The sequence below is a fragment of the Lysinibacillus capsici genome (genome assembly GCF_003367505.1).
Lineage (GTDB): Bacteria > Bacillota > Bacilli > Bacillales_A > Planococcaceae > Lysinibacillus > Lysinibacillus capsici.
In genome coordinates, this window is sequence record NZ_PXXX01000031.1 from 43,164 (window position 1) to 66,508 (window position 23,345).

Genomic DNA, 23,345 nt, shown 5'->3' on the forward strand with positions numbered 1-23,345 from the left:
TTAAATGGAAATATGAAAAACCCCTGCAATCGCTTTTTGTATGCCTAAAAATACAGCCCAGGATAGCACACCAAGTCCAATAGCTAGTACAATATGTACAGAGGATTTCATCGCCATGTAAATCACAAATAGCATGCACATCGTTGCGGGCAAGCCAACGATAACGCCTACCGTAAAGCGTTGAATATGCTCACTCGACTCACTTTGCACTGTCAGCCAAATAATGCTTAAAATACTCACCAATGGCAACGCAGCAATAATTCCTCCATAGGTAGGGAATCGTCGTGCAACCTCCGTCACAACGCCAATGATAGCTGCTGAACTCAAAATTTTAAAGAATGTATACATTATTTTGCCACCTCACTTAGACGTCGAAACGCCTGTAGAATGGCTTGCTGTTCCTGCTCAGTTAGCTGATTAAGTGCATGCTGTAGCTTATCATCATCTAGCTCCGAGTTTTTCTTCAACACTTGTAGCCCTTCTGCTGTCAAATGTAGCATGACCTTACGCTGGTCGTCACTTGCACGCTCCTTCATCACCCAGCCATGACGCTCTAGCTTTTTCACATGCTCTGATGCCGTATTAGGAGAAATATTTAGTAACCCTGCTATATCACGCACCGTCACTTCCTCTTCCTTTTGTATCATTTGCAAAATACGCACACTCTGATGGGAAATAACATCTTCATGGGTTGTATGTAGATGATAGAATATCGTTGTAAAATAATCATTTATATCTTTAATCATTGTAATAACTCCTTTAATATATCGTTCAAAACGATTATATCGTATACAACGATATATTAAAAGTGACCTCGTTAAAGTTTTTATTTTCAGATATTTTCTTCAGTAAGCTTAGCATCTGATAGCCATCTGAGGGTAAACCTGCATAGGGCTTATACCAGTTTGGATAAATTAGCGGGACTGCTGTTGCAAGAAATTGAAAAGTATTCAAATAAAAAAGGCTATTGAAAAAATAGTGTATCCCTGCATAAGCAGCAAAATAACGGGCTAGATAGCTGGCAAAAAGTAATACTGCTAAAGTCATGATAGGGCCACCCGCTATAAATCCTAGCGACTGCTTGCGCGTTAAGCTACTCCCTTGTTGTGGGGTACAGAAGCCAAACAATCCCCATCGAATATGGAAATGTATACGACCTATACGCAAGTTTTCAGGAAGATGTTTTGCACCTAAATAAACATGGACTCGTTCCTTTGAACATACTATAACACCCAATGTATGCCCAATTTCATGCAGCAGCGTAGAGATTGGTATGCCTACTACATATAAAAGCATAAAGGATAGAATGGACATTACTACTCACCCCCTCTCAAAAATTCTATCTATTTTTCATAAACATCTATCTTTCTGCGCTTCTTGCTAAATAGTATCAATGGGTACTTGTGAACACTTACGTTCTACAGTATTATTACTCTATTCTGAATTTAATTGAGGGCATCCCATGTTATACTTTCTCTATTTTTTAGTAGGTGGCACAATCATGGTGCTAGCGCTACTACTTAGCCAATCTAAGTATTTATTTTTATCAGGTATTATTACGGCCTTACCGATATTGACGCTCATTAATATGGGCATGCAAATGAAAAATATGAAAGAAGATACCTTTCATACTGTTCTTCAAAACACGGTATTTGGAGCGGTTGGCATGCTGTTATTTACCGTGCTCGCGTTCCTCCTAACAAGCTGGTTTAAACCAGGCATTTCCGTTATGAGTGCGCTCGCTGTCTATGCCGTATTTATGCTTTCTGGCAAATATATTTTATCCATGTTTGCCTAAAGAAAGGAGCTGTCCTATGACAGCTCCTCATTGATTATTTTCACATAAACTCCCTGCTCAAACCTTTCCAAAGCAGAGACATTCATTGCTTTGACATAGTTAGATACCTCGCTCGCCTTCCATAGTCGCTGTTGATGATAGATAGCTGGATCGATGAGTCGCACTTTATTGCGAAAATGAATGTCATGATTCTCTTGTTCTTCTCTTACCTCTACATTTTCATGTAATTGTTGTACAAGAGCTTGAACGTCTCGATCATGTGAAGCCTTCATCTGCTGCAATACCTCATGATCAGTCTTTAGGAAATCTTCAAGCGTTAGAATTTGTTTTGCTAGCGACAGTTTTAATACATTCGCTAACGAACTTGTCTCATAGATATTTAAAGGGTGCAAGAAAAAATCTAACACTTCCTGATAATAAATTTTTACAAACCATTCTGCACGCTCAATCGTTTTAACACACAATTTCCCCTGAAAAACGAATAAGTCCTGTAAAAATTTTTGGATATCTTCCAAGGCTAAATTTCCATAAAAATACATATCTCTTAATCTATAATCTATACGATCCGCACACAATGCTGGAGCAGGTTGTTCAAGTAACGACCATCTGGATGTATCTAGTATGTTCTCTACCTCGTAGCCATATTTTTCAAGAATCGCAGGTATCGAAGACAGTTTGATAACATCCATGAATATCGCTTCATGGTAATCTTCCGCCTCATTTTCAAGGACAACATCCACCACATGGGAAAAAGCGGTATGGGACACATCATGTAATAAGCCTGCCACCTGCTCCTGCAATGAACCGCCAAGCTGTCTAATAAGCAGCATGACACCTACAGAATGCTCAAATCTTGAAATAGTCCACTTGCTATTTACTAGAAAGCCTGCCCCAGCCTGATGAATTTCCTTTAAGCGTTGAACTGGCTTACTTACAATCAATTCCTCTAACAAACCATCTATCTCGAACTCCCCATATAAGGGGTCACTAATCAGCATTTATATTCTTCCGACTAATCACAAAGACTCCACCACAATGCGATAGTGGGTAAAATGTTAACTCACAAATTTCCTGTAAGGCGACCTTTAGTTCCTCATGGACAAAGTAAAATTCATCCTCATCCCAGTATCCCTTGCTATCTTGACGACATTGCTCCAGCTGCTCTCTTGTCTGGAAAGCTACATCGCCAATTAAAATTTTCCCTGTTGGTGATAGGTGCTGTAATAATTGTGTGATATACAAAGACTTTTGCTCATCTGTAAAATGATGGAGCGCATACGTACTAATAATCGCATCATAGGGCTGCTGTAATAGCTCCTGTGGCAAGCCATTCATTAAATCCCACTCCATTAAGTGAGCCTCTGGCATTTTTTCCTTGGCAATGGCAATCATGTTCGCAGAAAAATCAAAGCCATAAATCGAATGCCCCTGTTCATAAAGCTTCGCCGTTAATACCCCTGTTCCAAAGCCAATATCTAAAACTGTGGAAGCGGGAACAGCCATCACTTCATTGAAAATTTTATTTAAAATCGCTTTATAGCCTGCAAATGGGTATTGATACTTTTCCTCACTGTGTTGTACCGTTTGGTCGTATCCATCGGCCCATAAATCAAAACCTTGTTTATTTAATAGCATAGTGCCTCCTACAATGTATAAATTCTCCAAGCATTCATTAATTTACGTTCAGTCATCTGTTTCATCATAAATCCCCCTTCATTAACCAATTCAGTCCATTATACCAATTTATTACCTTTCCAACAATTCAGAAAATAAACAGTGCTTTATCAATTTTCAAATTTTCATAAGCTGTTATAATATCAATATGTATAAAAATTACAATAAACATTCTGGATAATATTTTATTATAAATTACCAAAATATTACCACATTCAACTTTTTACGATATAATAATACTGGGTAGTTAAAATATAAAAGGAGATGACTTAATGCAAGGTACAAACAAAAAGGCGTTGTTATGGATTAGCATTATAATGAGCTTAATGTCCATTTTCTTTGCATCTTTTGGTTCTAACAAATTTGGAGCCCCATTCCCCTTTATAAGTTACATCGGTGAGAATGAGTTATCATCCGCAATTGCTCTATTTACTATAAATGGCATTACTCAAATTCACTTTAATATACTTTATTTCTTTATAAATGTTACACTAATTTACTTTATTCTTTTTTATGGTAGAAATATAATTAGTTCATTAAACTTAAGTAATCAATCCTAATTCTTATACATCAAGATTACAAAAATTAGCCTAACAAAAGAAAAATAAATAGTGTCCTGCATATAATGAAGATGGAAATGTTGATTATAGACAAACAATTTCGTCTAATAAATTTGCATGAACCTTTGCATCTTATACCATTGTAAAGGGAGTAATTTCAAAACAATTCAAGAGCAATTAGGACATTCACATGTTAATATGTCTATAGGCACTTATGGTCACCTGACTGATGAAGATAAAGCCAACGATTTGAAGATATTTAACAAATTAATGTAGATTGGTCGCTTTTTGGTCGCCTGTTTAATTCAACCTATTATAAAACCTCATGTAAAACCCATATAAATCAACGTTTTCTTTAAAGGAGGGATCTAAATGATCGCATTCACTTGTAATGCATGCTCTAGAACGACTTCTTTAGGTCAAAGAGGTCAAGATTAAGTTATAAACTAACAGAAATTGAATGATCTCTTTAGGCCAAAAAGTAAACAAATAGCCTAATAAACAGGAGAGATTTCAAATGGAACAACAAACAATTCAGCCGTTTTTAACGGTTGCCAACTATCATTTACTAGAACAGCAATTAAATAAAATTTTACATGCACTGACAACAACAAAGGATAAAAACGTTATCCTAGCAGTACGTGGCCTTGTTGATACGGAGGTAACGACAAAATTAGCATTATCAGCAGCAGAAACAATGCTGATTGAACAGCTTTTTACTGTCACAGATCGTGCACAAGGTGATGCATTTTTAGAGCAATTAAAACCATATGTCATCCCGTTCAAGCCGGTGACCGCTAGTACGCTTAAAGCCTTATTTAAAAAAGAAAAGAAGCTCAAGCTACCAAATCTAGAAGCACTCGATTTTCAGCAAATTTGTTATCTTGCTTGGGATGATGCTGGCACACATCGAAAGTATGTTGTCCTTGAGCAAAATGGGCAGCTAAAAGGGATCAAAGGGATATTTGCCAATAACACGGTTCGCGGCATTTGCGCTATCTGTAATCGCCATTCAGATGTAGGCTTATTTACTACGTCCATTAAAGGACAGGTGGTTGGCACGTTTACCAACCACAGTAATTACATTTGTGCAGATAGTCAAACATGCAATGAACATGTTACGGATATGAACAGAACACTGGAGTTTTTCGAGCGTATTACACAAAAATAAATGAACGAAGGCAGAAATGTTGTGCAAACAACATTTCTGCCTTTTAACTTTAAAAGATTAACTTTTCGGGTTTAGAAAAAGTTATCGGTTGGGATTACGATCAATAAATTCCTCTATTTCATCGGCTAATCCGTACACAAGATGGAAATAGTGTTTCTCCGACATGACACCCTTTTTTCGCCATTTTTGCATTTCTTCATAATGAAATTGATAAAAATAGCCTTCTACATCTCTTCTAGCAATTCCTTTTTTCTCCGCCATCTCTGCAATCGAAAGACCTTTCCTCCACTCTTGGTCGTATTCCTGCACTGTCATGCCCAAAAATTTACTTATAGCTTCATAATCATATTTCACATGGTATACAAGAATACCTTCCTTATTTTCTTCTGCATATACGGTTGAAGAAAATGAGAAAACTACGATAAATAAAAGCACATACACTTTATTGGCACTTTTCATTTTGGAACCCCCATACTTTTTGAGGTTAATGTGTGTGGTTCTCATCATTACTATGTATGAAGGAAATCGTGGAAGTGATGAAGAATGTCAGCGAAGAAGAGAAGATTTTTTATTTATCCTTCGTGAATGATTTAGTCCAAAATACCAGGGCTTGTCATTAGTCATGTAATACAAAATGAAGCATGATACTATTCACGCAAATTTTCAATTCTACGTTCTTATCGATCGATATCTCTTGTCTAAAATCGATTAAGTCCTTTTCCTCTACATGAATCATTTTCGCGACACTAGCCGTTGAAAACATGTATTCCTTAATGAGGTCATTCAAAAGCAATGCGGCTCTTTCCCTTGCATCAAAGCCTTCAAAGCCAACACATAACATAACTATTTTTTGTTCAATCTTATCTAGCTGCTCCGTCGTGATGCTGCCCTTGTTATTCAATAAACTATCCAGCTCATTCATTGGTAAATCAAATATTTTCGCAAGTTGCTGATGATTGAAACTGAATTTTTCAGCCACTTCTTGAATTTGCTGTCTCAGGTAATCGAATCGGGAAATATCCGTGACAAAAGATACTTCTGCCCTATCCTTCCATTCTTTCACAGTAGTAACCCTCTTTTCATTCTTTTTTATGTATCAAATGAAACTATATTAAAAATGAGGACGCCAAAAAAGTGGCAGTATTAATAAAAAAACGGAAATCGTAATAAAAATGGTAGTGGTTGTAGGGGATAATTTTTGGCGATATGGACCATTATAAAATCCCGAAAACTGCAGTTTATTACGATAGAGGACAAACAATAAACTATATATGGCGATTCCCCCAGCCACCCAGCGTATGAACCATCAACATTTATTCCAAAAGAGGTATAAATAAGCCTGGCGCCTCCCCACATCACGCATCCAATAATGGAAAAAAGGATAATAATTCTTATTAATTCTAAAAATATTTTAAATGTAATCATCCATAGTTCTCTTATTTCCTTCACCAGCTCTCTCCACCTCCACAATCTGTAAAATTATTATAACACTTCCTGAATTAGTAATTCACTTAAACCGAGAATGTATTGTCGTCTATGGTGAGCTTACTTGTTGTGTCTTAATACGGTTTCAACATGAATTGGGTAGGAATTATAGAACAAAGTATAATTGGTGGGAAATGTATACTTTTATTATTTCCGCTTTATGAAAAATGACACGATTCCACCAAGTATCGAATATTCACTGACAAAAGAATGAAAAAACTTAATGCCCTCACTAGTATTAATAGCCAGCGAATACAAAAGAAAAAACCAACTTTATGCTAAAAAGCTGGTCTAGTTATTCAATCATTCATTTATGACTTGCTGTTTTTCATCTTCATAAAGAGCCAGAAAAGGTTGGCTATTTCTTCAGCTTCATATTTATAAATCGTTTCAGCGAAAGAAGCACGAAATGGCTGTAGCATGATCTCTAAAACACTCATGCGGGGTGTTTCTCTCTTCATTTCATCCAAAAGTAAGCTAGAGAGTTCGAGTGATTTTTGTGGAAGTTCGATTGTCGAGATTTTTTTACAAAATTTCTCTAATTTCTCTTGTATTTCTTTACTAGTAATGGACTTATAGGCTAGATCCTTTTCTAATAAAAACATTTCCTGTGGCTCTAATAGAATTTCTCCACTCTTAATCATTTCTGGCAGAAAACTTTCTACATATTTCAATGACCGAGTAACCACTTTTTTTAGATCTATCGTCATATTAGTAGCCAAATTCCAATAAAAAGATAAATATTGGAATGTGCCAAAAAAGACGACCGCACACTCATAATAATAGTGCTTTCCTTCTTCTCCATAAATATCATAGAATCTGTTTTTTAACCAGGTGATTTCATGAAAGCGATGTTCCGCAAGAATTTCTTGCAGCTCTTCATCATGCAAAAAGGAGATTTCTCGAAATAATGGCATTAAATTATATTTTTCTTTAATTTTTAATGTGGCGATTAATTGTTCAATTAAAACGTCTACATCATCTTTTTTCTTACCAACTAAAATTTCCTCTTTTAAAACATTTCGCTCTTGACGATTTTGCTCTAATACGGCTTTCAGGCATTCGTTTTTAGATGAAAAATAATTATAAAATGTACCTTTCGAAATATTTGCCTTATCTAAAATATCCTGAACCGATGTATGCTGATACCCTTTTTCAGTAAATAATTGTAATGTTGATTCGATAACGATTTGTTTACGATCTTTCATACATTTCTCCAATCTCTAAACACAATAACGAACTTACTACAATTATACTAGGAAAACTAGATTTCTTAAACTATGCAAATTTGATACTAGAGGTCCTCACTCTGTAGTGCCAGTCCAAATCGGTTAGGTTTTTCTAAAATGTATGGATAGTAAAAAACCTTCTGCACACACTACTTTTCAGGAGGTGATATTTAATGGCGAATAATAACAACAACCAAAATTTCAACTCAAAAATTCCTAATGCAGCTCCAAACGCAATGAATTCAATGAATGTTGAATTCGGGAACGAGACTGATGTTAATCAAATCAGACAACAAATTCAACAAGCTGAAGCTAAAAAGCAACAGGCTTCTGGTTCTATGAACGCAATGAAGTCAACGAACGTTGAATTTGGGAATGAAACTGATGTTAACCAAATCAGACAACAAATCCAACAAGCTGAAGCTAAAAAGCAACAGGCTTCTGGTTCTATGAATGCAATGAAGTCAACGAACGTTGAATTTGGGAATGAAACTGATGTTAACCAAATCAGACAACAAATTCAACAAGCTGAAGCAAACAAAAAATTTGCTTCTGGTAAATTTGCTAACGAAAATAATTCAAAATAGCTTTCATTCAACATCCGCAGCCGGCATCCTTGCCGGTTTTTTGTTTTTCACAATTTTGGTTAATTCCTTCAGGATAAAATTCCCGCTTTAGATTTTCATTCAGGTAAACCGAATTTACATACATCGAAAATGATTCGATTCAAGTTATCAAATTGTTTTTTTAAAAAAATTTTTTGCTTCTTCTATTTGCTCCTTTGGTAGAGTCCGCAGTAATTCTTCTTCTAACCACGCTATCGTTTTGCTTCTTAAATAATTTCGCATGTGTTCTTCCGCTTCCAGCATGACACTATTGATCGTACAGTTCGATTGACTTGAACAAGACTCACACTTTTGGTTTTTATTTTGATAAGCAAAATTCGCTTTAATATTCTTACACTGAAATATCGGATCTTCACCTTCAACAGCTCGCACAACATCCCAAAATGTAATATCTTCAGGTTTTCTATTGAGTCGATAACCCCCTTTTACACCAGATACCGAGCTAACAATTCCTTCCTTGGACAATTTCCCTAAAACTTTTGAAAGATAGGTCTCCGATAATCCTTGAAATTCTGATAAATCCTTTATTCCTATACTTTCATTTTTTGGTACATCAATTAAATAAACAAGACTGTGTAGGGCATATTCAACCATCACACTATATTTCATTATTCCACCCTCTTAAAACATTTTGCTTACCATGATAGTAACACATTTTAGCTATACATAAATGAATCAGTTTGACAAACGAAAATGAAAAGCGTATATTGTAGACAAAGTTAATCAACGATAAAATCAATCGACGATTAGTAACAACTTTATTTAACTGGAGGATTTTTATGCGTAAACTACTTGTGATAAATGCACACCCTGAAGTGGAGTCAAAGACATCTTTGAGCCTTCAAGTATTAGATCATTTTCTAGGGACATACAAAGAAAATAAACAGGATGATGAAGTAATTGAGCAAATTAATCTATATGAAGACGTTGTTCCGATGATAGATAAGATTGTTTTAAGTGGCTGGGAACATTCACGAAATGGAGATCCTTTAACACACGAAGAAAATGAAGTTTTGGAACGCATGAATGAAATTTTAGTTCAATTTAAAAGTGCTAATAAATATTTAATTGTAATGCCTTTGCATAATTTTAATATTCCTTCAAAGCTAAAGGATTATATGGATAACATTCTAATTGCGCGAGAAACATTCAAATATACGGAAAATGGTTCTGTGGGCTTATTAAATGATGGAAGGAGCATGATCCTCATACAGGCAAGTGGTTCAATTTATACAAATGGCGATTGGTATACCGAAGTGGAGTATTCCTACAAATACCTTAAATCAATGTTTGCCTTTCTTGGAATAGAAGATTTTAATATTCTTCGTGTCCAAGGAACAGCCTTATTGAATACAGAAGATGTCTTGCAAAATGCACTTTATCAAGCGGATCAATTATCCGTTGAATTAGCTAATAAATAATGGAGGGATTCACAATGACACAACGTATGAATTATTATGAAATTGCACCAGATGCTATGAAGATAATGATGGAAATGGAAAAATACACTAAAAAAAGTAGTATTGAGAGAAAGCTTCGTGAGCTTATTAAAATTAGAGCTTCTCAAATTAATGGCTGTGCCTATTGCATCAACATGCACACTGCTGATGCGAAGAAAATGGGGGAGACTGAACAGCGCTTATACTGCATTAGCGCATGGAGAGAATGTACTTTTTATTCAGATGCTGAAAAAGTAGCATTAGAATTAACGGAACATATTACGCTTATTCCAGAAAAACGCGTTCCTGATGAATTATATGAGCGTGTGCGCAAGCATTTTGATGAAAAGGCTTATGTCGATTTGGTTATCTTGATTAATCAAATTAACAGTTGGAATCGAATTTCTATTGCTATGGGCAATGTTGCGGAATAATAAATGGCTGCCTTAACAGGTAGCTATTTTTCTTATAGTAGTTTGATATCAATTGGAGTCGTACTTTCATTTGTCAGTCCCCCCTATCTCCCTTTAACAAAATGTTCAAATGTTTGTTTAGGCAATAAAAAAATTTCCCGGGTAAGCGCAAGAAAAGACAAATTCAATCCCACATTCCTCCATCAAGCGACTGATTTCTTCATTTTCCTTGCCTTTTGAAATACTGGCAGAAGGCATTTTAGGATGGGACAATAATTATTTCCTGTTGAGTAGGTTGATTTTAAATACCTTCAATGACAATGCAATCCTAGATATCTAAGTTATTCGGAGTACATACTTTCCCTTGTCTCTCTCAGTATGTATTTTATTTTCGAAAAAAACACTCATCATGTAAACGAGTGTTTCATACTTATTATGACAACCACTTAGGTGGTGTGTTTTTTCCCAGAGTCTAAGTGAGTTTGTATCTTTTAGTTTTTATTTATTAGATTACTTTAATATCAAGTATTCATAGCTTATCGTGCTTTTTAGATTATAATATTTTTGTATATTTTTTAATATTCCTTTGGGGGTACTTAACTTAAATTCATTTTATTTCCCTGAATGCAGTTTTTTCCTCTGGCTTGAATCCAAATTCTACATTTGTGAGTGGTTGATACTTATCGTTACTTAATTGTTTGCCCACCAGCATAGTAAACGGGTTTTCTTTTAACCTAAGATAACTGCATCTGTGATTTTAAAGTGCTTATATTTATCCAATAATTCGATTTATCAAGACCTAATTTCAATAAAGATAGAAAGTTAAAGGGTTCTACACATTAGATATGACTAATATGTAGAACCTTTTCTTCATTTACTAAAGCATCTGTTAGTTAAATAACTGAACAATCCGTTGTTCGCTATAGTGTAACATGTTTACAAATGTTGGTGTAGAGAAGTGTAAGCTTATAAAAAAGTTATGATGAGATTGTGGTAGCACATCATTAGTTGGTGTGCTTGTTCTCTTGTCTACCTTCTCAGAACAGCCCTCAGACGAACCGAGTATTAGATAGACGTACTACTTGGTTACATGGACTGCTCTCAGGTCGGTTCTCAGAGGAAATACATCTTCCGCAGATGCGGCGTAGATATAGATTTGGCTTGGGCTTGTTTCAATGGACTCACTATTTACAACCCTTTCACCAAATCAATATATTAGGACTATCAGATCACTCTACTCTGTTAAATGAAAGAAACATTGAATATTACCCCTATCCCAAATATTGGGTTTATGATAACATATATCTGAATCTTTTAACTTTGGAAAATATGAAAGGAAGTGTAATAACCAGATATGAAAAAGATATTGAAACCATTAATTAGTGGTATTGTCATTGGTGCCCTCTCTCTAACTATAAATATAGATAAAAATGTATTAGCTAATGATATTGCAAATACATGTAAGTATGATTCGGCATCGAAGGTCAACCCTGATTATTCCACAATGAACTGTTTGTTAACCGAAACAGCACTGAGTTATAATGTTCCTCCTGAAATTGTGAAGGCAATAGCGGAAGGTGAAAGTGGAAATTGGCGTCATTTCGATATGAATGGTAAAGCGATTGTGACAGCTGATAATGGAATTGGCATTATGCAAATTACAAATCAAGCTGACTACAATCAAGATAGACTAAAAAGCGATATTGTCTATAATATTCGAGCTGGTGTGGAGACTCTAGATGATATGTTTAAGCGGAAGGATTTGCCTAGCATCAACAGTGGGGAAAGAGATATATTGGAACATTGGTACTTCGCTATCATGGCTTATAACGGTACTAAGCCGGTAAATAGTCCATTTGTCCAAGCAACTGGGGAAAGAAATGCAAATGCCTATCAAGAAAAAATTCTCCGAATTATTGAGAGATTAGAATTAATAGACTTAACAGAGCTGCCTTTTACACGCGAACATTTTCAATATGACTCTAACAGCAGGGAAAATATTAAATTTTCAGCGATGAACTATGATTTTGATTTACCATTAACAAAATCAAAGTACTTTTTTAAAACAAATCAAAAAGTTAGTGCAACAACTAATGTAACAGTTAGGACAAGACCTACTACGGATAGTCCTTCTATGGGTACTTTACGTACAGGCGAAATTGTTACTATTACGGGCCCTTTTGAATATGAAGCCGTATCAACGAAGAAAAACCATTTTGTTTGGTATCCTGTGAAAAGAAATGACGGGACAGAGGGGTATGTAGCATCAAGTTATTTAAACTACTCAGCGTCAACAACTACACCTCCTACTACTCCAGTAGGTAGTATAGATGTATCAAAGTTCGCTGATTACAAGGCAGACCAGTACTGGGCAGAGGATTTTCAATGGGCAGTAAACAAAGGACTTATCAGCGGTTATCCAAACGTATACAACCCTGCAACAAAGAAATACGAAAACTTACTGAAACCAAACACGAATTTAACAGAAAATCAGATGTTATCTGTACTTTTCCGTTACTTTAAGTCTGATGAATTAGCTTCAACAAAACCTAGTTCTTCATGGAGTGCAGATGTAAACTATCAACTAGCAAGTAAGTACGCTCTACCAACGCTAGGTGGTATATCAGCGTCTAAACAGGTATATGCAGTCAAAGACATCACACGTGGTAATTTTGCTCGTATCCTAGCATCTATGCATTATGGAAAAACAGTATCTCAGAAAGAGGCCATCCAGTTTCTACGTGACTTCGATTTAACAACTACTAAAACGGATGCAGAGTTTAAACCAAATGATTCTCTAACAAGAGCGCACGCTGTGGCATTCTTCCACCGTTATGAGCAAATATTCAATAAATAAATTGCTATCTTTAAGTGAAAAGGTGACTTTAAAAGTCACCTTTCTTTTATATGGTTCTCTAAATGGTGCTATAAAGCCCTATGTGGAGTTACGGGAGAGGCTGTGAAAGCATAACAAAGGGACTTGCATATCGGGTAATCAATCATAAACACAAGTCCTGTTCAAATTGAAGGAAAGCACCTTCAATCGAGAGTGCTCAATGTAGCTATTGATATCAGCTATCGCTACAATTCAATTGATAAATCTAAGAAAATCAAAAAATTAAAAATTTGGGGTACTTTTTAGGATACATGCTTTCCCCTACCTCCCCCACTCTGAAAAATTAAAAGTTATAACTCAATGACTTTTTACAAACGCTGAGATATTCACAAAAAAACACTCGTCATGTAAACGAGTGTTTCGTACTTATTATGACAACCACTTCGGTGGTGTGTTTTTTTCCCAATAGATATCGCCAAGGTTGTTGTGTGCCATGAAGTTGTCCTCGACACTGTGGTAATGGAAGTTGTAGTAGTAGCCTTCCTGCGGTCTTTTTTCTGTGCGCACATGGAAACGAATTAAATCTGTGCCTGTTTCATTGTTGATGACATTGAAAATTTTCTCACCGTAATTACCACTTGGCCTTTCAGAGATGGTTAAAGATGCAGCAGTTTGATCATCAAGATTAGCCACTGTCATTGCAATGGCTTCCTCCATTTTAGGGAAGATGATGCTGTCGAATTCATTGCTAATTTTTGGACCAATTTTTGTGCCAAATTTTATGTACGATTGTTCTCTAGCCGCATCTACAAGTAAGGCATTATAATCAATCGCTTCCTCTTGTATCTGTAGCTGCTCGTCACCGCTATTTTCATGTTCAGCAGCTAAAGCAGTGCTTGTCCCTGATGAAGGGCCGATGGATGCACGGTTCGAAGGATTTTGATCAAATGCTTCCCAAATCTCATGTGTAGGCGTTATTAAACCAAATGTTAAAAACGCAACCATGATGACTATACTTTTCTTAACCCACGTTTTCATTTATTGTCACCTACTCTTTATGTACAAATTGGTAATTCTCCTATTATTATATACGTTCTCGCCATTAAAAGGTTTCATATTTCTATAATTCATTGTACAATATTTATGAATAATGTGTCGTTTTTTTAAAGGAGGTACAAAGCATGAGCATCGCAATGGGTATTGGTCTTTTATTAATGTTAGGTTACTTATCATCTTTATGTTTCACGGACTAATTTTTATATTTTGTAATATGTACCCTACAAAGCCCTAAAAGCCTGTTATATGCAGCTTTTGGGGTTTTTTATTTTTCTTTACATTACAATGTATAGTAATGCATGCACACAGTTGGCTTGTTGGGAATAATATAATGTCAATAATTCTTGGCGGCGTGTTAAGCAAATTTATGGTTGCATTCAAAAGATGATGAACCATTGAAGCTCAAAGCGTTATATCCAGAGTTATTGGGCTTGTTTGTTGTCTTGAGGTTTACCAAAGTAGAAGATATTAAAAAACAAATGAAATAGTATAAAAAATAAGGACCTGACAGCTATAGAGACTGAAGGTCCTTTTTTATAACCAATTTTGTATAAATTTATCTAAAAAAAGTGTTGCTCCCTTCTTCCATTAAATGACCCATTAAGAGAAAAACGCCTAAAACCAATTTTCATAAGGTTTCAAGCGTTTTTTTGTGTAAAAAATTAACCAATGATTTGCAATTGACATCCCACATTCGTCTTGAATATTGGTATTACGATTTTCACATAGGTAATGTAAAAAATGGGTTGAGTGAAAAGAATGGAGGAAATTCAACTTTAAATCAGATTCTAGCTATCAATATAGTCTTAGATTTAATCCAATGCGAATTTGCATAAATAGACTTGCTACAGGGAAGACTTTTTAAAGAAAATTATGGAGGTGCGAATTACGTGTTTGAGAAAAAATTAGCACTTCATGAAACCATGGAATTTCATGAAGTCATTAACTTTATGACAACTAGTTTACTTAAATCGAAGCTGAGTCAAGGTGTGGTCTTTGATGATGATTTAAGAGCGTTATTGGACAAAAATGTAAAATTATCTACCCCGGCACTCACTGCTATGGTTAAGCTCTACTCAAAATCGGAATTGGAATATTAGGAGGACAATTGTATGCAAGACTATTTAGATCCTATAAATTCAGTTGGAATGCCTGAACTAACTGATTCGGGGATTGCTCTTGAGTTTTTACTTACAACCAAAACAGGTATTCGTAATCTTTCAATTGCCTTAACAGAAACAGCTTCTCCTGCTCTTCAGAAAATCTTGAGAACTCAGCTGGATGTCATGGTCGATTTATATTTCGAAATTTCTGAACTGATGGTAAAAAAAGAATGGTTGAAACCTTATGATCTTGCAGGTCAAAAGGAACTGGATATTAAATCAGCAGAAAATGCGATTAGTATTGCCCAGTTGGATTTATTCCCTAAAGATATGAATCGAAAAGGAATGTTCCCTACCCCACCGAAAAAATAAACGAAAATGAGGGATTTTTTAAATGAAAGCTGTCACTTTTCAAGGTGTTAAAAATGTTGAGGTTAAAGAAGTACAAGACCCTAAAATAAAAAAAGCCGATGATATTATTGTTCGTTTAACCACTACTGCCATTTGCGGGTCAGACTTGCATTTGATTCATGGTATGATTCCGAATCTTGGACAAGATTATGTCATTGGTCATGAACCAATGGGTATTGTAGAAGAAGTTGGAAAAGATGTGACGAAGGTTAAAAAGGGTGACCGGATTGTCATTCCTTTTAATATTGCATGCGGGGAATGCTGGTACTGCAATCATGATCTGGAAAGTCAATGTGATAATGCAAACGATAATGGCGAAATGGGTGCCTACTTTGGTTATTCAGACACAACAGGCGGTTTTCCAGGAGGACAGGCAGAGTTTATGCGAGTGCCCTATGGTAATTTTATCCCTTTCAAAATTCCAGAGAAATCAGAAGTTCCTGATGAAAGTCTTGTTCTCCTTGCTGATGCCGCATCTACTGCTTTTTGGAGTGTAGATAATGCTGGTGTAAAGAAAGGAGATACTGTTATTATTCTTGGCTGCGGACCTGTTGGACTGCTAGCACAAAAATTTGCTTGGCTGAAAGGAGCAGAAAGAGTAATCGCAGTTGACTACATCGGGTATCGTCTTAAACATGCAAAGAAGACAAATAACGTGGAAATCGTTAATTTTGAAGACCATGAAAATTGTGGTGAGTACTTGAAAGAGATTACCAAGGGTGGTGCAGACGTTGTCATTGATTGTGTAGGGATGAGCGGAAAAATGACGCCTTTAGAATTTCTTGCAAGTGGGGTAAAACTTCAAGGTGGTGCTATGGGAGCCCTTGTCACAGCCAGTCAAGCGGTACGTAAAGGAGGAACAATCCAAATTACCGGTGTATACGGCGGTCGATACAACGCCTTCCCACTTGGAGATATATTCCAACGCAATGTAGCGATTCGTACTGGACAGGCTCCAGTTGTTCATATCATGCCCCATGTCTATAACTTAATGGCTGAAGGAAAAGTGAATGTCGGTGATATCATTACACATGTACTCCCCCTTGAAAAAGCAAAACATGCTTATGAAATATTCGATACAAAGCAAGAAGGTTGCATTAAAGTGGTTTTAAAACCCTAATATAGAAGTTTTCAGGTACTTTTGTCTCTGCATTGCAAAAGTACCTTTTTCATTGACCTAGGGGTACATATTTATATGTATTACTTCTGAAAGTGATTCTTCAAAATGGCATTAATATTTGAGCACAAGCCTCTTCGACTGGCGAACTACATTTTGATCAACAGAACTAACCCCTCCCTAATCAAAAATCATTATGTAACGATTCCTTTCATTGAACAACTTCTAATGAACAACTCAACATCCCATTTGTTTTATTTCCATGAGGAAAGACGCTTTCCTTATTTGAGAAAAGCGCCAAATTTATGAGTAAATAATTAGTTTGGCAAAACAGTTGAATAAGTTTTTGAACTACCTTAGATATCCACCATTATTAATATCAAATGTCGCACCTGTGTAATGCTTTGATCTATCTGACAAGAGGAAAATAACAGTATCAGCAACATCTTCAGGCATTACAGGTGTATCGATGAGCTGATGATTTAAATATTCCTCTTTTCTCCAAATAGGTATTGCATCCATCATAGGAGTGTTTACCATTGTAGGGGCAATGGCATTAACTCTGATGTATGGTGAGAAATTCACTGCACAGCTTTTAGTTAATCCCAATATAGCAGCTTTTGAGAGTCCATATATTGCATCTGAACTGCCTTCCATACCTGATACAGAAGACATATTCACGATGACTCCTGTACGTTCGCTCTGAAGTAGATATTTCCCGAACATTTGAGAAAAATAAATACATCCCTTTAAGTTTATATCTATTACTTTATCAATTTCCTCGGTTTGATAATCCAGTATATTCTTACCCAAATAAATCCCTGCATTATTAACTAAACTATCTACATCACAATGTTCTCTTTCCAAATTTCCAAAAAAATTGACTACTTCTTCATAAATACTTACATCTAATTGATATGTATACAAATCTGAGGGGACATTCATTGATTGTTTTAATTCCCTTAAGGCGTCTTCATTAATATCACAAGCAAGTACTGAAGCACCCTCATCTAAACATTGTTTAACAATTTCTTTTCCTATACCAGAAGCTGCACCTGTTACTATTACTTTTCTATTTTTAAGCATCATCTATTTTACCCCTTTATTAAAAAGTTAGGATGTTATGAAAAACTCTACCTAAATTCTATCTTTGGCGCAAGAAGAACATTGTTTAACCTCTCTTTATAAAAGACCTGTTTTTTTAACTTATTACAAATTTGATTGATATGTTGTCTTGGTTTAATATCCAACTTTTCAGAGAGACAATCATCACAATATATATCTTTTTGACTGTTAATAAAGTTTTGGACAATCTGTATATTAGAAGTAAGCTAATTATCTTCCTTAAAAAGAAATCTTTGCTCACAATTATATAAGTCTTCCACTATACTTCCATTAGAACAGAGATAATGTATAATGTCTGTTGTTGAGTTTACATTAACTTCAATCTTTTTATTATTGTAGAGATTCCTTTAGAAAAATAAACTAATAAGTGCTAAAATAGCAGGTCCACCTTGTTTTAATAGAATCGATTTAGAGCTTGTTAAGCTACCATACAAAGCGACAATGATTACAAAGATTAAAAAAATGGCAACAATTTCAGTTTGCTGATGTGACAAAAATAATCCATACAATAAGGCGATCGCAATCAGACCATTATAAACCCCTTGATTTTTGAAAAGAACTTGAACATTTGCATTTTCTAACGCTTCTTCAGACAGATTAAATGTTTTTGCTGTTCTTTTAGAAGTAGTTGCAAACGTTTCTAAATACATAATATACAAATGCTCAGCTGCTACGACTAAGCTTAAAATAAAAGTTAATGAAGACATCCTATTCCCTCCTAAAAAATCTTTAAAAAAGCAATGTCCTCAAGTGTATCAAGGACATTGCTTGAAACTATTTATTAAAACGAACAATGCGGTCTATTGGTAGGCGTGAAGAACCATATGCTGGGGCTGCCGCTTCACCAATGGCTAATAATAAAATAGGAATTTCATTTGCTGGTAATTCCATGTATTCAGCGAATTTTGCTTTATCAAACCCACCCATCGGAACGGTATCATAGCCCATTTCCTTCGATAATAGCATGATTTGCATCGATACTAAGCCAGCATCAAAGTGTACGATATTTTCTAATGTTTTTGTTGGTGCTGAACCATACATTGTCAGCGCATCTTGTGCAAGCTTATTGGCAATTGGTTCTGGCATATAGCCCAGCTCCACGTTTTTTGCATAGATTTCCTCAGCATTTACATACATCTCTATATCACCAATGACAGCAATAATGGCAGAGGCTGTTTCGATTTGCTCTTGATTAAATGAAAAGAAGTTGATATTCTTCTGAATTTCCTTATCATCAATGACAAGAAAGCGCCATGGCTGCATATTACTTGAAGAAGGTGCTGAAGTAGCATCCTGCAGCAGCTGCATGATTGTTTCACGCGGAATTTTAGTCTCTGCATTGTATTTACGAACAGATTTACGCATTTGCATAATTTGTTTTAATGGTGTAGTTGATAACATGTAGTTTCCCTCTTTTCACAATTTAAACTGCTTTTATTGTTACATTAATATTGCCCATTGTTGCTTTTGAATATGGGCATACCGTATGTGTGACCTCTAATAATTCCTGTGCTTCCTCCACTGCTAGTCCTTCAATATGCCCTTCGATTTCCACTGCAAGCACATAGTCAAAAGAAGCTTGCTCCATTAATTTCACTGTTACTTTAATGGTTGATGCATTTTTTAGTTTCTTTTGGCGTTTGATTAAATCTAATGCACTATTAAAGCAAGCACTATAGCCAGCCGCAAATAATTGTTCTGGGTTTGTAACATCCGCTAATTTGGAGCCTGGTGGTGCAATTGTTAATGATAAAGATTGATCTTCTGCATAGGATGTGCCACTACGGCCACCTTCATTAATCATTGTAGTTGCGTATAATTCTTTCATAACTGAAAACCCCTTATCTTTTGTTATTAATTAAATTGTGTACAATCTAATTTTTACAAATTGAATTGTACACAATTTAATTGCGTTTGACAAGTAGGAACTTTATTTTTAATATAAATGGTAGTAGAAGAACTTTAAGAGGGGATTTTTATGCCTAATCATTTAGATAATCAGCTGTGCTTTCTTTTGTATGCAACATCTAAGGAAATCACTCGGCAATATACATTATTATTGAAGCCTTACGATCTTACTTATACAGGCTATATCACTTTATTAGCTTTAGAGGAAAACGAACAGATAACGGTGAAAGAATTGGGCCAACGTTTATTTTTAGATTCAGGAACATTAACACCGTTGTTAAAAAAATTAGAGGCAAAGAATTACATTTGTCGTGAACGTTCTAAGGAGGACGAACGATTAATGAAAATATATTTAACCAAGGAAGGCGTAGATGTAAGAAGGAAACTACCTGAAGTGTCCCGCCAAGTGATGAAGCAATCTAATATCTCAGAGCAGCAATTTGTACAACTGAAAAATGTACTTCAAGATATCGTTTATAACGATTGGAAAATAAAAGATGAAAACTAACACATAGCTATTCCATTAATAGGATGAATATGTAAATAAGAAGGATTGGAGCTACATTGGCTTCAATCTTTTTTTGTTTTTCTCTCCCTCATCTCCTCAAATGTTAATAATCATGTGGCTACCGTTAAAATTTAGTATACTTACATTTATTAATTAGTTTAATTTACAGCATAGATAAGTAATTTTGAAAGTAGAGGTGTTGTTTGGATGAAAACATGGACAAAGACTATAAACATAAATGCCCCCATCGAAAACGTTTGGAAATTACTTGATGGCTCTTTAGCTGACATGCAGAAGATTATGCCACAGGTAATTGAAAACAAGCCTGTAAAAGTAACAGAAGAAGGGGTTGGCAGTATTTATCGCCAAAAATATAAAGAAGGAAAACGTATCGAAACGTATGATGTAGAAACATTGGAACATTCGAATACACCTGATAAAAAAATATTGAAAGTAGGCTTTGTACTCGCTAATTTGTTTGAAATTACGGCTTACTATGAATTAAATAAAATAAATGAAACAGAGACTTCCTTTACTTATTCCGTAACAAATAATGCGTTAAAATGGTTCGTCAAATTATTTTTATTGTTTGCATCGGACAAAGTAGTCGTACAATTTTTAGAACGGGTCAAAACAGTTGCTGAAGCGCAAGACTAGCACCTAAAAAATAAACCGTAGAACTCCCTTGAGGTGAGCTTCTACGGTTTATTTATTACTAAAAGTCTGAACCTGTAATTTCTTTTAACTTACCGTTCTCTTTAATCTTTTTAAGGCCTTCATTTAACTTATCTAAAAGCTCTTTGTTCCCCTTTTGAACCATGAAACCATAGTATTCTTTTTCGAAGGAATCATCTTTAATTACTTTGATTTTGTCATTTGGATGTGCCTTGATATATTCATAAACAACTGAATTATCTCCAATCGCCGCTTCTACGTTGCCATTTAGCATCTCTTGAATAGCAATTGGTTGATTTTCGAAAGCAAAAATGTTGGGACTAGATTCACCCTGTAGCTTCTTGGCAGCCATATGACCAGTAGCATTAATTTGTACAGAAATCTTTTTATCTTTTAATTCATCCAATGATTGGATCTTTGAATCTTCTTTCACCACGATTAATAATTGAGATTCGTAGTACGGCTCAGTAAAATCAAATGTTTCCTTACGCTCGTCCGTAATTGTAATCCCTGCACCACCAATATCTGTTTCACCATTTTTAATTGTTTGGAATACAGGCTCCCAACCAATACTTTCCCACTTCACTTCAAAATCCATTTCATCCGCGATTGCTTGTAACACATCCACATCAATCCCTACAATATTCCCTTTATCATCAAGAGATACGATAGGTGCAAATGTAGCCTCAGTACCTACCTTATAAACTTTTTTACTATCTCCATCACCTGATGATGTATTGTCTTTCGAGCCGCAACCCGCTAAAACTAGCGTGAAAGCTGCCATAATTGTAAGCAACACCATTAAATTTCTTTTCATAGCCCATCCCCCTAGTATGATATTTTTTCCATAATGCGTATTATTTTTCGCAATTCGGAAATGTGAGACTATTACGTAAATTATAGTGACAATATTCTCTTTAGACAATACTTTTTTGTATAAAAATAATCATTTCTTTATAAATAGTATTATTCAATCTCGTTTTTAGGATAAAAAGGAATAAATAGTTAATCAGAAGCTATAAAAAAAGAATCTCCCCTCGGAAATTCTTTTTTGCGCATCTAAATCTTTATCGTATTGGATGTTCAAAATTCCAATTTGTATAAATGGCAGCAGCCTGAACTGGATTTGAGGAGGTATCTTCTGTATAGCCCCCAATTAAATTACCTACTCTAAAAGTAGGCTCAAATAGCTGTTCCTCCTTAGGTGGTGCTGTCGGTCCATCTATTCCTATTTTGGTTTTATCTGTCACGACTACTTCCATACCGTTATCCAATGTAAAGCTCAGCCCATCTTCTCCTACTTCCGTAATGGTCCCTTCGATATTTACTAGCGCACTTGCCGCAGGAGCTGAATGGTCCGCAACAATTCTCTCCGTCAAATCAATTGGTGTATCATGATTTATATTTACCATAGCAAGGACAGCAATCACTGCACAGGCTACTAAGCTTCCAACACTAATTCTTACTTTTTTCATAAAGGACCTCTTTTCATATTTCATCATCTCTTCCTGCATCTTACGCTTAAATTCCTCAGAAGCATGAATCTGCTTCATCACATTCTTATAAGCATTCATCATACTTTGCTCCCCTCTTCTAGAATCGTTTTCAGCTTCATTCGTGCCCTTCTGAGCTTTGAGCCTACTGTATTGACGTTGATCTCTAATAAATCAGCAATTTCTGCCGTTGTATAGCCCTCGTAATAATGTAAATAAACAATGACTCTCTCTTCTGAAGGAAGCTCAAAAATTTCAGTAAGAACCATCTGCTCCTCTTTTGCAATAAAGGCCATTTCGTCTGTAATGGGTACCGTCTTCTTCACACGTGAGGACTTAAAATAATCCTTGCACTTATTAAATGTCACCTTTATGAGCCAAGCCTTTAAATGTGCTTCATGAGCAAAGGGCTTGTTCTGCCTCATCAGTGTCATATAAACCTCCTGCACAATGTCCTCCGCCTCAGCCATATTTTTGGTCTGTTGCACAGCAATTCGTATGAGGGTGTCACTATATGTTTGAACAATTTCTTGCACACTTAAGCCAGCAAACTTTATCATATTTTTCACCTAACCTCCTTCATGACATAATACGATTCAACTTTATCTATTCGTGCAACAGATACACTTTAGCTACATTTTAATAAAAAGAAGAAACCATTCATGAGACATACAAATGTATCTCCCTAATAAATTACTGAATAATAGCCATGCAAAAA

The 23,345-nt window shown here is 35.4% G+C and carries 28 protein-coding genes; 11 read left to right on the forward strand and 17 right to left on the reverse strand.

Annotated elements, in window-relative coordinates:
* From C7B89_RS22320 to C7B89_RS22330, 3 genes are read right to left on the reverse strand one after another with little or no spacing between them, the layout of a single operon-like run.
* On the reverse strand, positions 1 to 348 hold the full coding sequence (locus tag C7B89_RS22320) for a DUF3147 family protein (protein WP_016993931.1): 348 nt from the start codon (positions 346 to 348) through the stop codon (positions 1 to 3).
* Positions 348 to 746: a MarR family winged helix-turn-helix transcriptional regulator gene (locus tag C7B89_RS22325; RefSeq protein WP_036219134.1), complete on the reverse strand. Its 399-nt coding sequence runs from the start codon at positions 744 to 746 to the stop codon at positions 348 to 350. The genes C7B89_RS22320 and C7B89_RS22325 overlap by 1 nt, the downstream gene beginning before the upstream one ends.
* 34 nt (positions 747 to 780) lie before the next feature.
* A complete protein-coding gene (locus tag C7B89_RS22330; RefSeq protein WP_115674625.1) occupies positions 781 to 1,314 on the reverse strand; it encodes a hypothetical protein in 534 nt (177 codons plus the stop codon).
* Between the two features lie 187 nt (positions 1,315 to 1,501).
* Between C7B89_RS22330 and C7B89_RS22335 the strand changes: the two genes are divergently transcribed.
* On the forward strand, positions 1,502 to 1,798 hold the full coding sequence (locus tag C7B89_RS22335; RefSeq protein ID WP_081977528.1) for a hypothetical protein: 297 nt from the start codon (positions 1,502 to 1,504) through the stop codon (positions 1,796 to 1,798).
* A gap of 14 nt (positions 1,799 to 1,812) precedes the next feature.
* On the opposite strand, the gene C7B89_RS22340 is transcribed toward C7B89_RS22335, so the two are convergent.
* Positions 1,813 to 2,796: an HD domain-containing protein gene (locus C7B89_RS22340; protein ID WP_115674626.1), complete on the reverse strand. Its 984-nt coding sequence runs from the start codon at positions 2,794 to 2,796 to the stop codon at positions 1,813 to 1,815.
* The gene (locus C7B89_RS22345; RefSeq protein WP_115674627.1) at positions 2,786 to 3,433 is read right to left on the reverse strand and encodes a class I SAM-dependent methyltransferase; all 648 of its coding nucleotides are present in this window, start codon (positions 3,431 to 3,433) and stop codon (positions 2,786 to 2,788) included. Before C7B89_RS22345 ends, C7B89_RS22340 begins: the two co-directional genes overlap by 11 nt.
* Before the next feature lie 1,116 nt (positions 3,434 to 4,549).
* Between C7B89_RS22345 and C7B89_RS22355 the strand changes: the two genes are divergently transcribed.
* Complete coding sequence (locus C7B89_RS22355) at positions 4,550 to 5,203, forward strand: FusB/FusC family EF-G-binding protein (protein ID WP_115674629.1); 654 nt, start codon at positions 4,550 to 4,552, stop codon at positions 5,201 to 5,203.
* Between the two features lie 81 nt (positions 5,204 to 5,284).
* Here the strand turns inward: C7B89_RS22355 and C7B89_RS22360 are convergent, their stop codons facing one another.
* The 3 genes from C7B89_RS22360 to C7B89_RS22375 form a co-directional block, all read right to left on the reverse strand.
* Complete coding sequence (locus C7B89_RS22360; protein WP_048394545.1) at positions 5,285 to 5,662, reverse strand: hypothetical protein; 378 nt, start codon at positions 5,660 to 5,662, stop codon at positions 5,285 to 5,287.
* 157 nt (positions 5,663 to 5,819) lie between these two features.
* Positions 5,820 to 6,266, reverse strand: a complete 447-nt coding sequence (locus tag C7B89_RS22365) for an HTH domain-containing protein (RefSeq protein ID WP_115674630.1) — start codon at positions 6,264 to 6,266, stop codon at positions 5,820 to 5,822.
* A gap of 733 nt (positions 6,267 to 6,999) precedes the next feature.
* The gene (locus C7B89_RS22375) at positions 7,000 to 7,896 is read right to left on the reverse strand and encodes a TetR/AcrR family transcriptional regulator (protein WP_048394548.1); all 897 of its coding nucleotides are present in this window, start codon (positions 7,894 to 7,896) and stop codon (positions 7,000 to 7,002) included.
* Positions 7,897 to 8,090: 194 nt separating this feature from the next.
* Between C7B89_RS22375 and C7B89_RS22380 the strand changes: the two genes are divergently transcribed.
* Positions 8,091 to 8,504 (forward strand): gamma-type small acid-soluble spore protein, encoded by a 414-nt coding sequence (locus C7B89_RS22380; protein ID WP_066036862.1) that lies wholly within the window; start codon positions 8,091 to 8,093, stop codon positions 8,502 to 8,504.
* A 147-nt stretch (positions 8,505 to 8,651) separates the two neighbouring features.
* Here C7B89_RS22380 and C7B89_RS22385 read toward each other — a convergent pair whose 3' ends face one another.
* Positions 8,652 to 9,152 (reverse strand): RrF2 family transcriptional regulator, encoded by a 501-nt coding sequence (locus tag C7B89_RS22385; RefSeq protein ID WP_115674631.1) that lies wholly within the window; start codon positions 9,150 to 9,152, stop codon positions 8,652 to 8,654.
* Between the two features lie 170 nt (positions 9,153 to 9,322).
* On the opposite strand from C7B89_RS22385, the gene C7B89_RS22390 reads away from it, so the two are divergent.
* From C7B89_RS22390 to C7B89_RS22400, 3 genes are all read left to right on the forward strand, one after another.
* Entirely contained in the window at positions 9,323 to 9,964 is a 642-nt protein-coding gene (locus C7B89_RS22390; protein WP_054549282.1) for an FMN-dependent NADH-azoreductase, read from the forward strand.
* Between the two features lie 14 nt (positions 9,965 to 9,978).
* Positions 9,979 to 10,416 carry a carboxymuconolactone decarboxylase family protein gene (locus C7B89_RS22395; protein ID WP_054549283.1) on the forward strand — a complete coding sequence of 146 codons (438 nt, stop codon included), beginning with the start codon at positions 9,979 to 9,981 and terminating at the stop codon, positions 10,414 to 10,416.
* Between the two features lie 1,333 nt (positions 10,417 to 11,749).
* A complete protein-coding gene (locus tag C7B89_RS22400) occupies positions 11,750 to 13,252 on the forward strand; it encodes an SH3 domain-containing protein (protein ID WP_115674632.1) in 1,503 nt (500 codons plus the stop codon).
* Positions 13,253 to 13,660: 408 nt separating this feature from the next.
* Here C7B89_RS22400 and C7B89_RS22405 read toward each other — a convergent pair whose 3' ends face one another.
* Positions 13,661 to 14,269 carry a YpjP family protein gene (locus C7B89_RS22405; protein WP_112118773.1) on the reverse strand — a complete coding sequence of 203 codons (609 nt, stop codon included), beginning with the start codon at positions 14,267 to 14,269 and terminating at the stop codon, positions 13,661 to 13,663.
* A gap of 908 nt (positions 14,270 to 15,177) precedes the next feature.
* Here C7B89_RS22405 and C7B89_RS22410 point away from each other — a divergent pair.
* The 3 genes from C7B89_RS22410 to C7B89_RS22420 are packed head-to-tail and all read left to right on the forward strand — an operon-like array spanning position 15,178 to position 16,921.
* Positions 15,178 to 15,387: a hypothetical protein gene (locus C7B89_RS22410; RefSeq protein ID WP_016993944.1), complete on the forward strand. Its 210-nt coding sequence runs from the start codon at positions 15,178 to 15,180 to the stop codon at positions 15,385 to 15,387.
* Between the two features lie 12 nt (positions 15,388 to 15,399).
* On the forward strand, positions 15,400 to 15,762 hold the full coding sequence (locus C7B89_RS22415; RefSeq protein WP_048394572.1) for a spore coat protein: 363 nt from the start codon (positions 15,400 to 15,402) through the stop codon (positions 15,760 to 15,762).
* Positions 15,763 to 15,784: 22 nt separating this feature from the next.
* Entirely contained in the window at positions 15,785 to 16,921 is a 1,137-nt protein-coding gene (locus C7B89_RS22420; protein ID WP_054549299.1) for a zinc-dependent alcohol dehydrogenase, read from the forward strand.
* 348 nt (positions 16,922 to 17,269) lie between these two features.
* Here the strand turns inward: C7B89_RS22420 and C7B89_RS22425 are convergent, their stop codons facing one another.
* From C7B89_RS22425 to C7B89_RS22440, 4 genes are all read right to left on the reverse strand, one after another.
* Positions 17,270 to 18,004, reverse strand: a complete 735-nt coding sequence (locus tag C7B89_RS22425; protein WP_103119076.1) for an SDR family NAD(P)-dependent oxidoreductase — start codon at positions 18,002 to 18,004, stop codon at positions 17,270 to 17,272.
* A 386-nt stretch (positions 18,005 to 18,390) separates the two neighbouring features.
* Complete coding sequence (locus tag C7B89_RS22430; RefSeq protein ID WP_066037869.1) at positions 18,391 to 18,750, reverse strand: DUF1304 domain-containing protein; 360 nt, start codon at positions 18,748 to 18,750, stop codon at positions 18,391 to 18,393.
* 67 nt (positions 18,751 to 18,817) lie between these two features.
* Positions 18,818 to 19,444 carry a nitroreductase family protein gene (locus C7B89_RS22435; RefSeq protein WP_115674633.1) on the reverse strand — a complete coding sequence of 209 codons (627 nt, stop codon included), beginning with the start codon at positions 19,442 to 19,444 and terminating at the stop codon, positions 18,818 to 18,820.
* Positions 19,445 to 19,466: 22 nt separating this feature from the next.
* Positions 19,467 to 19,871 carry an Ohr family peroxiredoxin gene (locus tag C7B89_RS22440; protein WP_115674634.1) on the reverse strand — a complete coding sequence of 135 codons (405 nt, stop codon included), beginning with the start codon at positions 19,869 to 19,871 and terminating at the stop codon, positions 19,467 to 19,469.
* Between the two features lie 150 nt (positions 19,872 to 20,021).
* Here C7B89_RS22440 and C7B89_RS22445 point away from each other — a divergent pair, with 150 nt between their 5' ends.
* A complete protein-coding gene (locus C7B89_RS22445; RefSeq protein ID WP_054549302.1) occupies positions 20,022 to 20,459 on the forward strand; it encodes a MarR family winged helix-turn-helix transcriptional regulator in 438 nt (145 codons plus the stop codon).
* Between the two features lie 207 nt (positions 20,460 to 20,666).
* Positions 20,667 to 21,116, forward strand: coding sequence for an SRPBCC family protein (locus tag C7B89_RS22450; RefSeq protein WP_115674635.1), 450 nt, complete (start codon positions 20,667 to 20,669; stop codon positions 21,114 to 21,116).
* A gap of 58 nt (positions 21,117 to 21,174) precedes the next feature.
* Here C7B89_RS22450 and C7B89_RS22455 read toward each other — a convergent pair whose 3' ends face one another.
* The 3 genes from C7B89_RS22455 to C7B89_RS22465 all read right to left on the reverse strand — a co-directional run bounded on the left by C7B89_RS22455 (position 21,175) and on the right by C7B89_RS22465 (position 23,187).
* A complete protein-coding gene (locus tag C7B89_RS22455) occupies positions 21,175 to 21,951 on the reverse strand; it encodes a basic amino acid ABC transporter substrate-binding protein (RefSeq protein WP_004228443.1) in 777 nt (258 codons plus the stop codon).
* A gap of 250 nt (positions 21,952 to 22,201) precedes the next feature.
* Complete coding sequence (locus C7B89_RS22460; protein WP_227744886.1) at positions 22,202 to 22,708, reverse strand: hypothetical protein; 507 nt, start codon at positions 22,706 to 22,708, stop codon at positions 22,202 to 22,204.
* Entirely contained in the window at positions 22,708 to 23,187 is a 480-nt protein-coding gene (locus C7B89_RS22465) for an RNA polymerase sigma factor (protein WP_004228445.1), read from the reverse strand. Before C7B89_RS22465 ends, C7B89_RS22460 begins: the two co-directional genes overlap by 1 nt.
* Between the last annotated feature and the right edge of the window lie 158 nt (positions 23,188 to 23,345).

Bases quoted from the DNA above. Each gene is read 5' to 3' on its own strand.
- C7B89_RS22445 (WP_054549302.1), top strand. From the start codon at position 20,022: ATGCCTAATCATTTAGATAATCAGCTGTGCTTTCTTTTGTATGCAACA.
- C7B89_RS22455 (WP_004228443.1), bottom strand. From the start codon at position 21,951: ATGAAAAGAAATTTAATGGTGTTGCTTACAATTATGGCAGCTTTCACG.
- C7B89_RS22450 (WP_115674635.1), top strand. From the start codon at position 20,667: ATGAAAACATGGACAAAGACTATAAACATAAATGCCCCCATCGAAAAC.
- C7B89_RS22380 (WP_066036862.1), top strand. From the start codon at position 8,091: ATGGCGAATAATAACAACAACCAAAATTTCAACTCAAAAATTCCTAAT.
- C7B89_RS22405 (WP_112118773.1), bottom strand. From the start codon at position 14,269: ATGAAAACGTGGGTTAAGAAAAGTATAGTCATCATGGTTGCGTTTTTA.
- C7B89_RS22425 (WP_103119076.1), bottom strand. From the start codon at position 18,004: ATGCTTAAAAATAGAAAAGTAATAGTAACAGGTGCAGCTTCTGGTATA.
- C7B89_RS22440 (WP_115674634.1), bottom strand. From the start codon at position 19,871: ATGAAAGAATTATACGCAACTACAATGATTAATGAAGGTGGCCGTAGT.
- C7B89_RS22460 (WP_227744886.1), bottom strand. From the start codon at position 22,708: ATGAATGCTTATAAGAATGTGATGAAGCAGATTCATGCTTCTGAGGAA.
- C7B89_RS22385 (WP_115674631.1), bottom strand. From the start codon at position 9,152: ATGAAATATAGTGTGATGGTTGAATATGCCCTACACAGTCTTGTTTAT.
- C7B89_RS22435 (WP_115674633.1), bottom strand. From the start codon at position 19,444: ATGTTATCAACTACACCATTAAAACAAATTATGCAAATGCGTAAATCT.
- C7B89_RS22340 (WP_115674626.1), bottom strand. From the start codon at position 2,796: ATGCTGATTAGTGACCCCTTATATGGGGAGTTCGAGATAGATGGTTTG.
- C7B89_RS22400 (WP_115674632.1), top strand. From the start codon at position 11,750: ATGAAAAAGATATTGAAACCATTAATTAGTGGTATTGTCATTGGTGCC.
- C7B89_RS22415 (WP_048394572.1), top strand. From the start codon at position 15,400: ATGCAAGACTATTTAGATCCTATAAATTCAGTTGGAATGCCTGAACTA.
- C7B89_RS22465 (WP_004228445.1), bottom strand. From the start codon at position 23,187: ATGATAAAGTTTGCTGGCTTAAGTGTGCAAGAAATTGTTCAAACATAT.
- C7B89_RS22390 (WP_054549282.1), top strand. From the start codon at position 9,323: ATGCGTAAACTACTTGTGATAAATGCACACCCTGAAGTGGAGTCAAAG.
- C7B89_RS22395 (WP_054549283.1), top strand. From the start codon at position 9,979: ATGACACAACGTATGAATTATTATGAAATTGCACCAGATGCTATGAAG.
- C7B89_RS22330 (WP_115674625.1), bottom strand. From the start codon at position 1,314: ATGTCCATTCTATCCTTTATGCTTTTATATGTAGTAGGCATACCAATC.
- C7B89_RS22325 (WP_036219134.1), bottom strand. From the start codon at position 746: ATGATTAAAGATATAAATGATTATTTTACAACGATATTCTATCATCTA.
- C7B89_RS22335 (WP_081977528.1), top strand. From the start codon at position 1,502: ATGGTGCTAGCGCTACTACTTAGCCAATCTAAGTATTTATTTTTATCA.
- C7B89_RS22320 (WP_016993931.1), bottom strand. From the start codon at position 348: ATGTATACATTCTTTAAAATTTTGAGTTCAGCAGCTATCATTGGCGTT.
- C7B89_RS22420 (WP_054549299.1), top strand. From the start codon at position 15,785: ATGAAAGCTGTCACTTTTCAAGGTGTTAAAAATGTTGAGGTTAAAGAA.
- C7B89_RS22345 (WP_115674627.1), bottom strand. From the start codon at position 3,433: ATGCTATTAAATAAACAAGGTTTTGATTTATGGGCCGATGGATACGAC.
- C7B89_RS22375 (WP_048394548.1), bottom strand. From the start codon at position 7,896: ATGAAAGATCGTAAACAAATCGTTATCGAATCAACATTACAATTATTT.
- C7B89_RS22355 (WP_115674629.1), top strand. From the start codon at position 4,550: ATGGAACAACAAACAATTCAGCCGTTTTTAACGGTTGCCAACTATCAT.
- C7B89_RS22430 (WP_066037869.1), bottom strand. From the start codon at position 18,750: ATGTCTTCATTAACTTTTATTTTAAGCTTAGTCGTAGCAGCTGAGCAT.
- C7B89_RS22360 (WP_048394545.1), bottom strand. From the start codon at position 5,662: ATGAAAAGTGCCAATAAAGTGTATGTGCTTTTATTTATCGTAGTTTTC.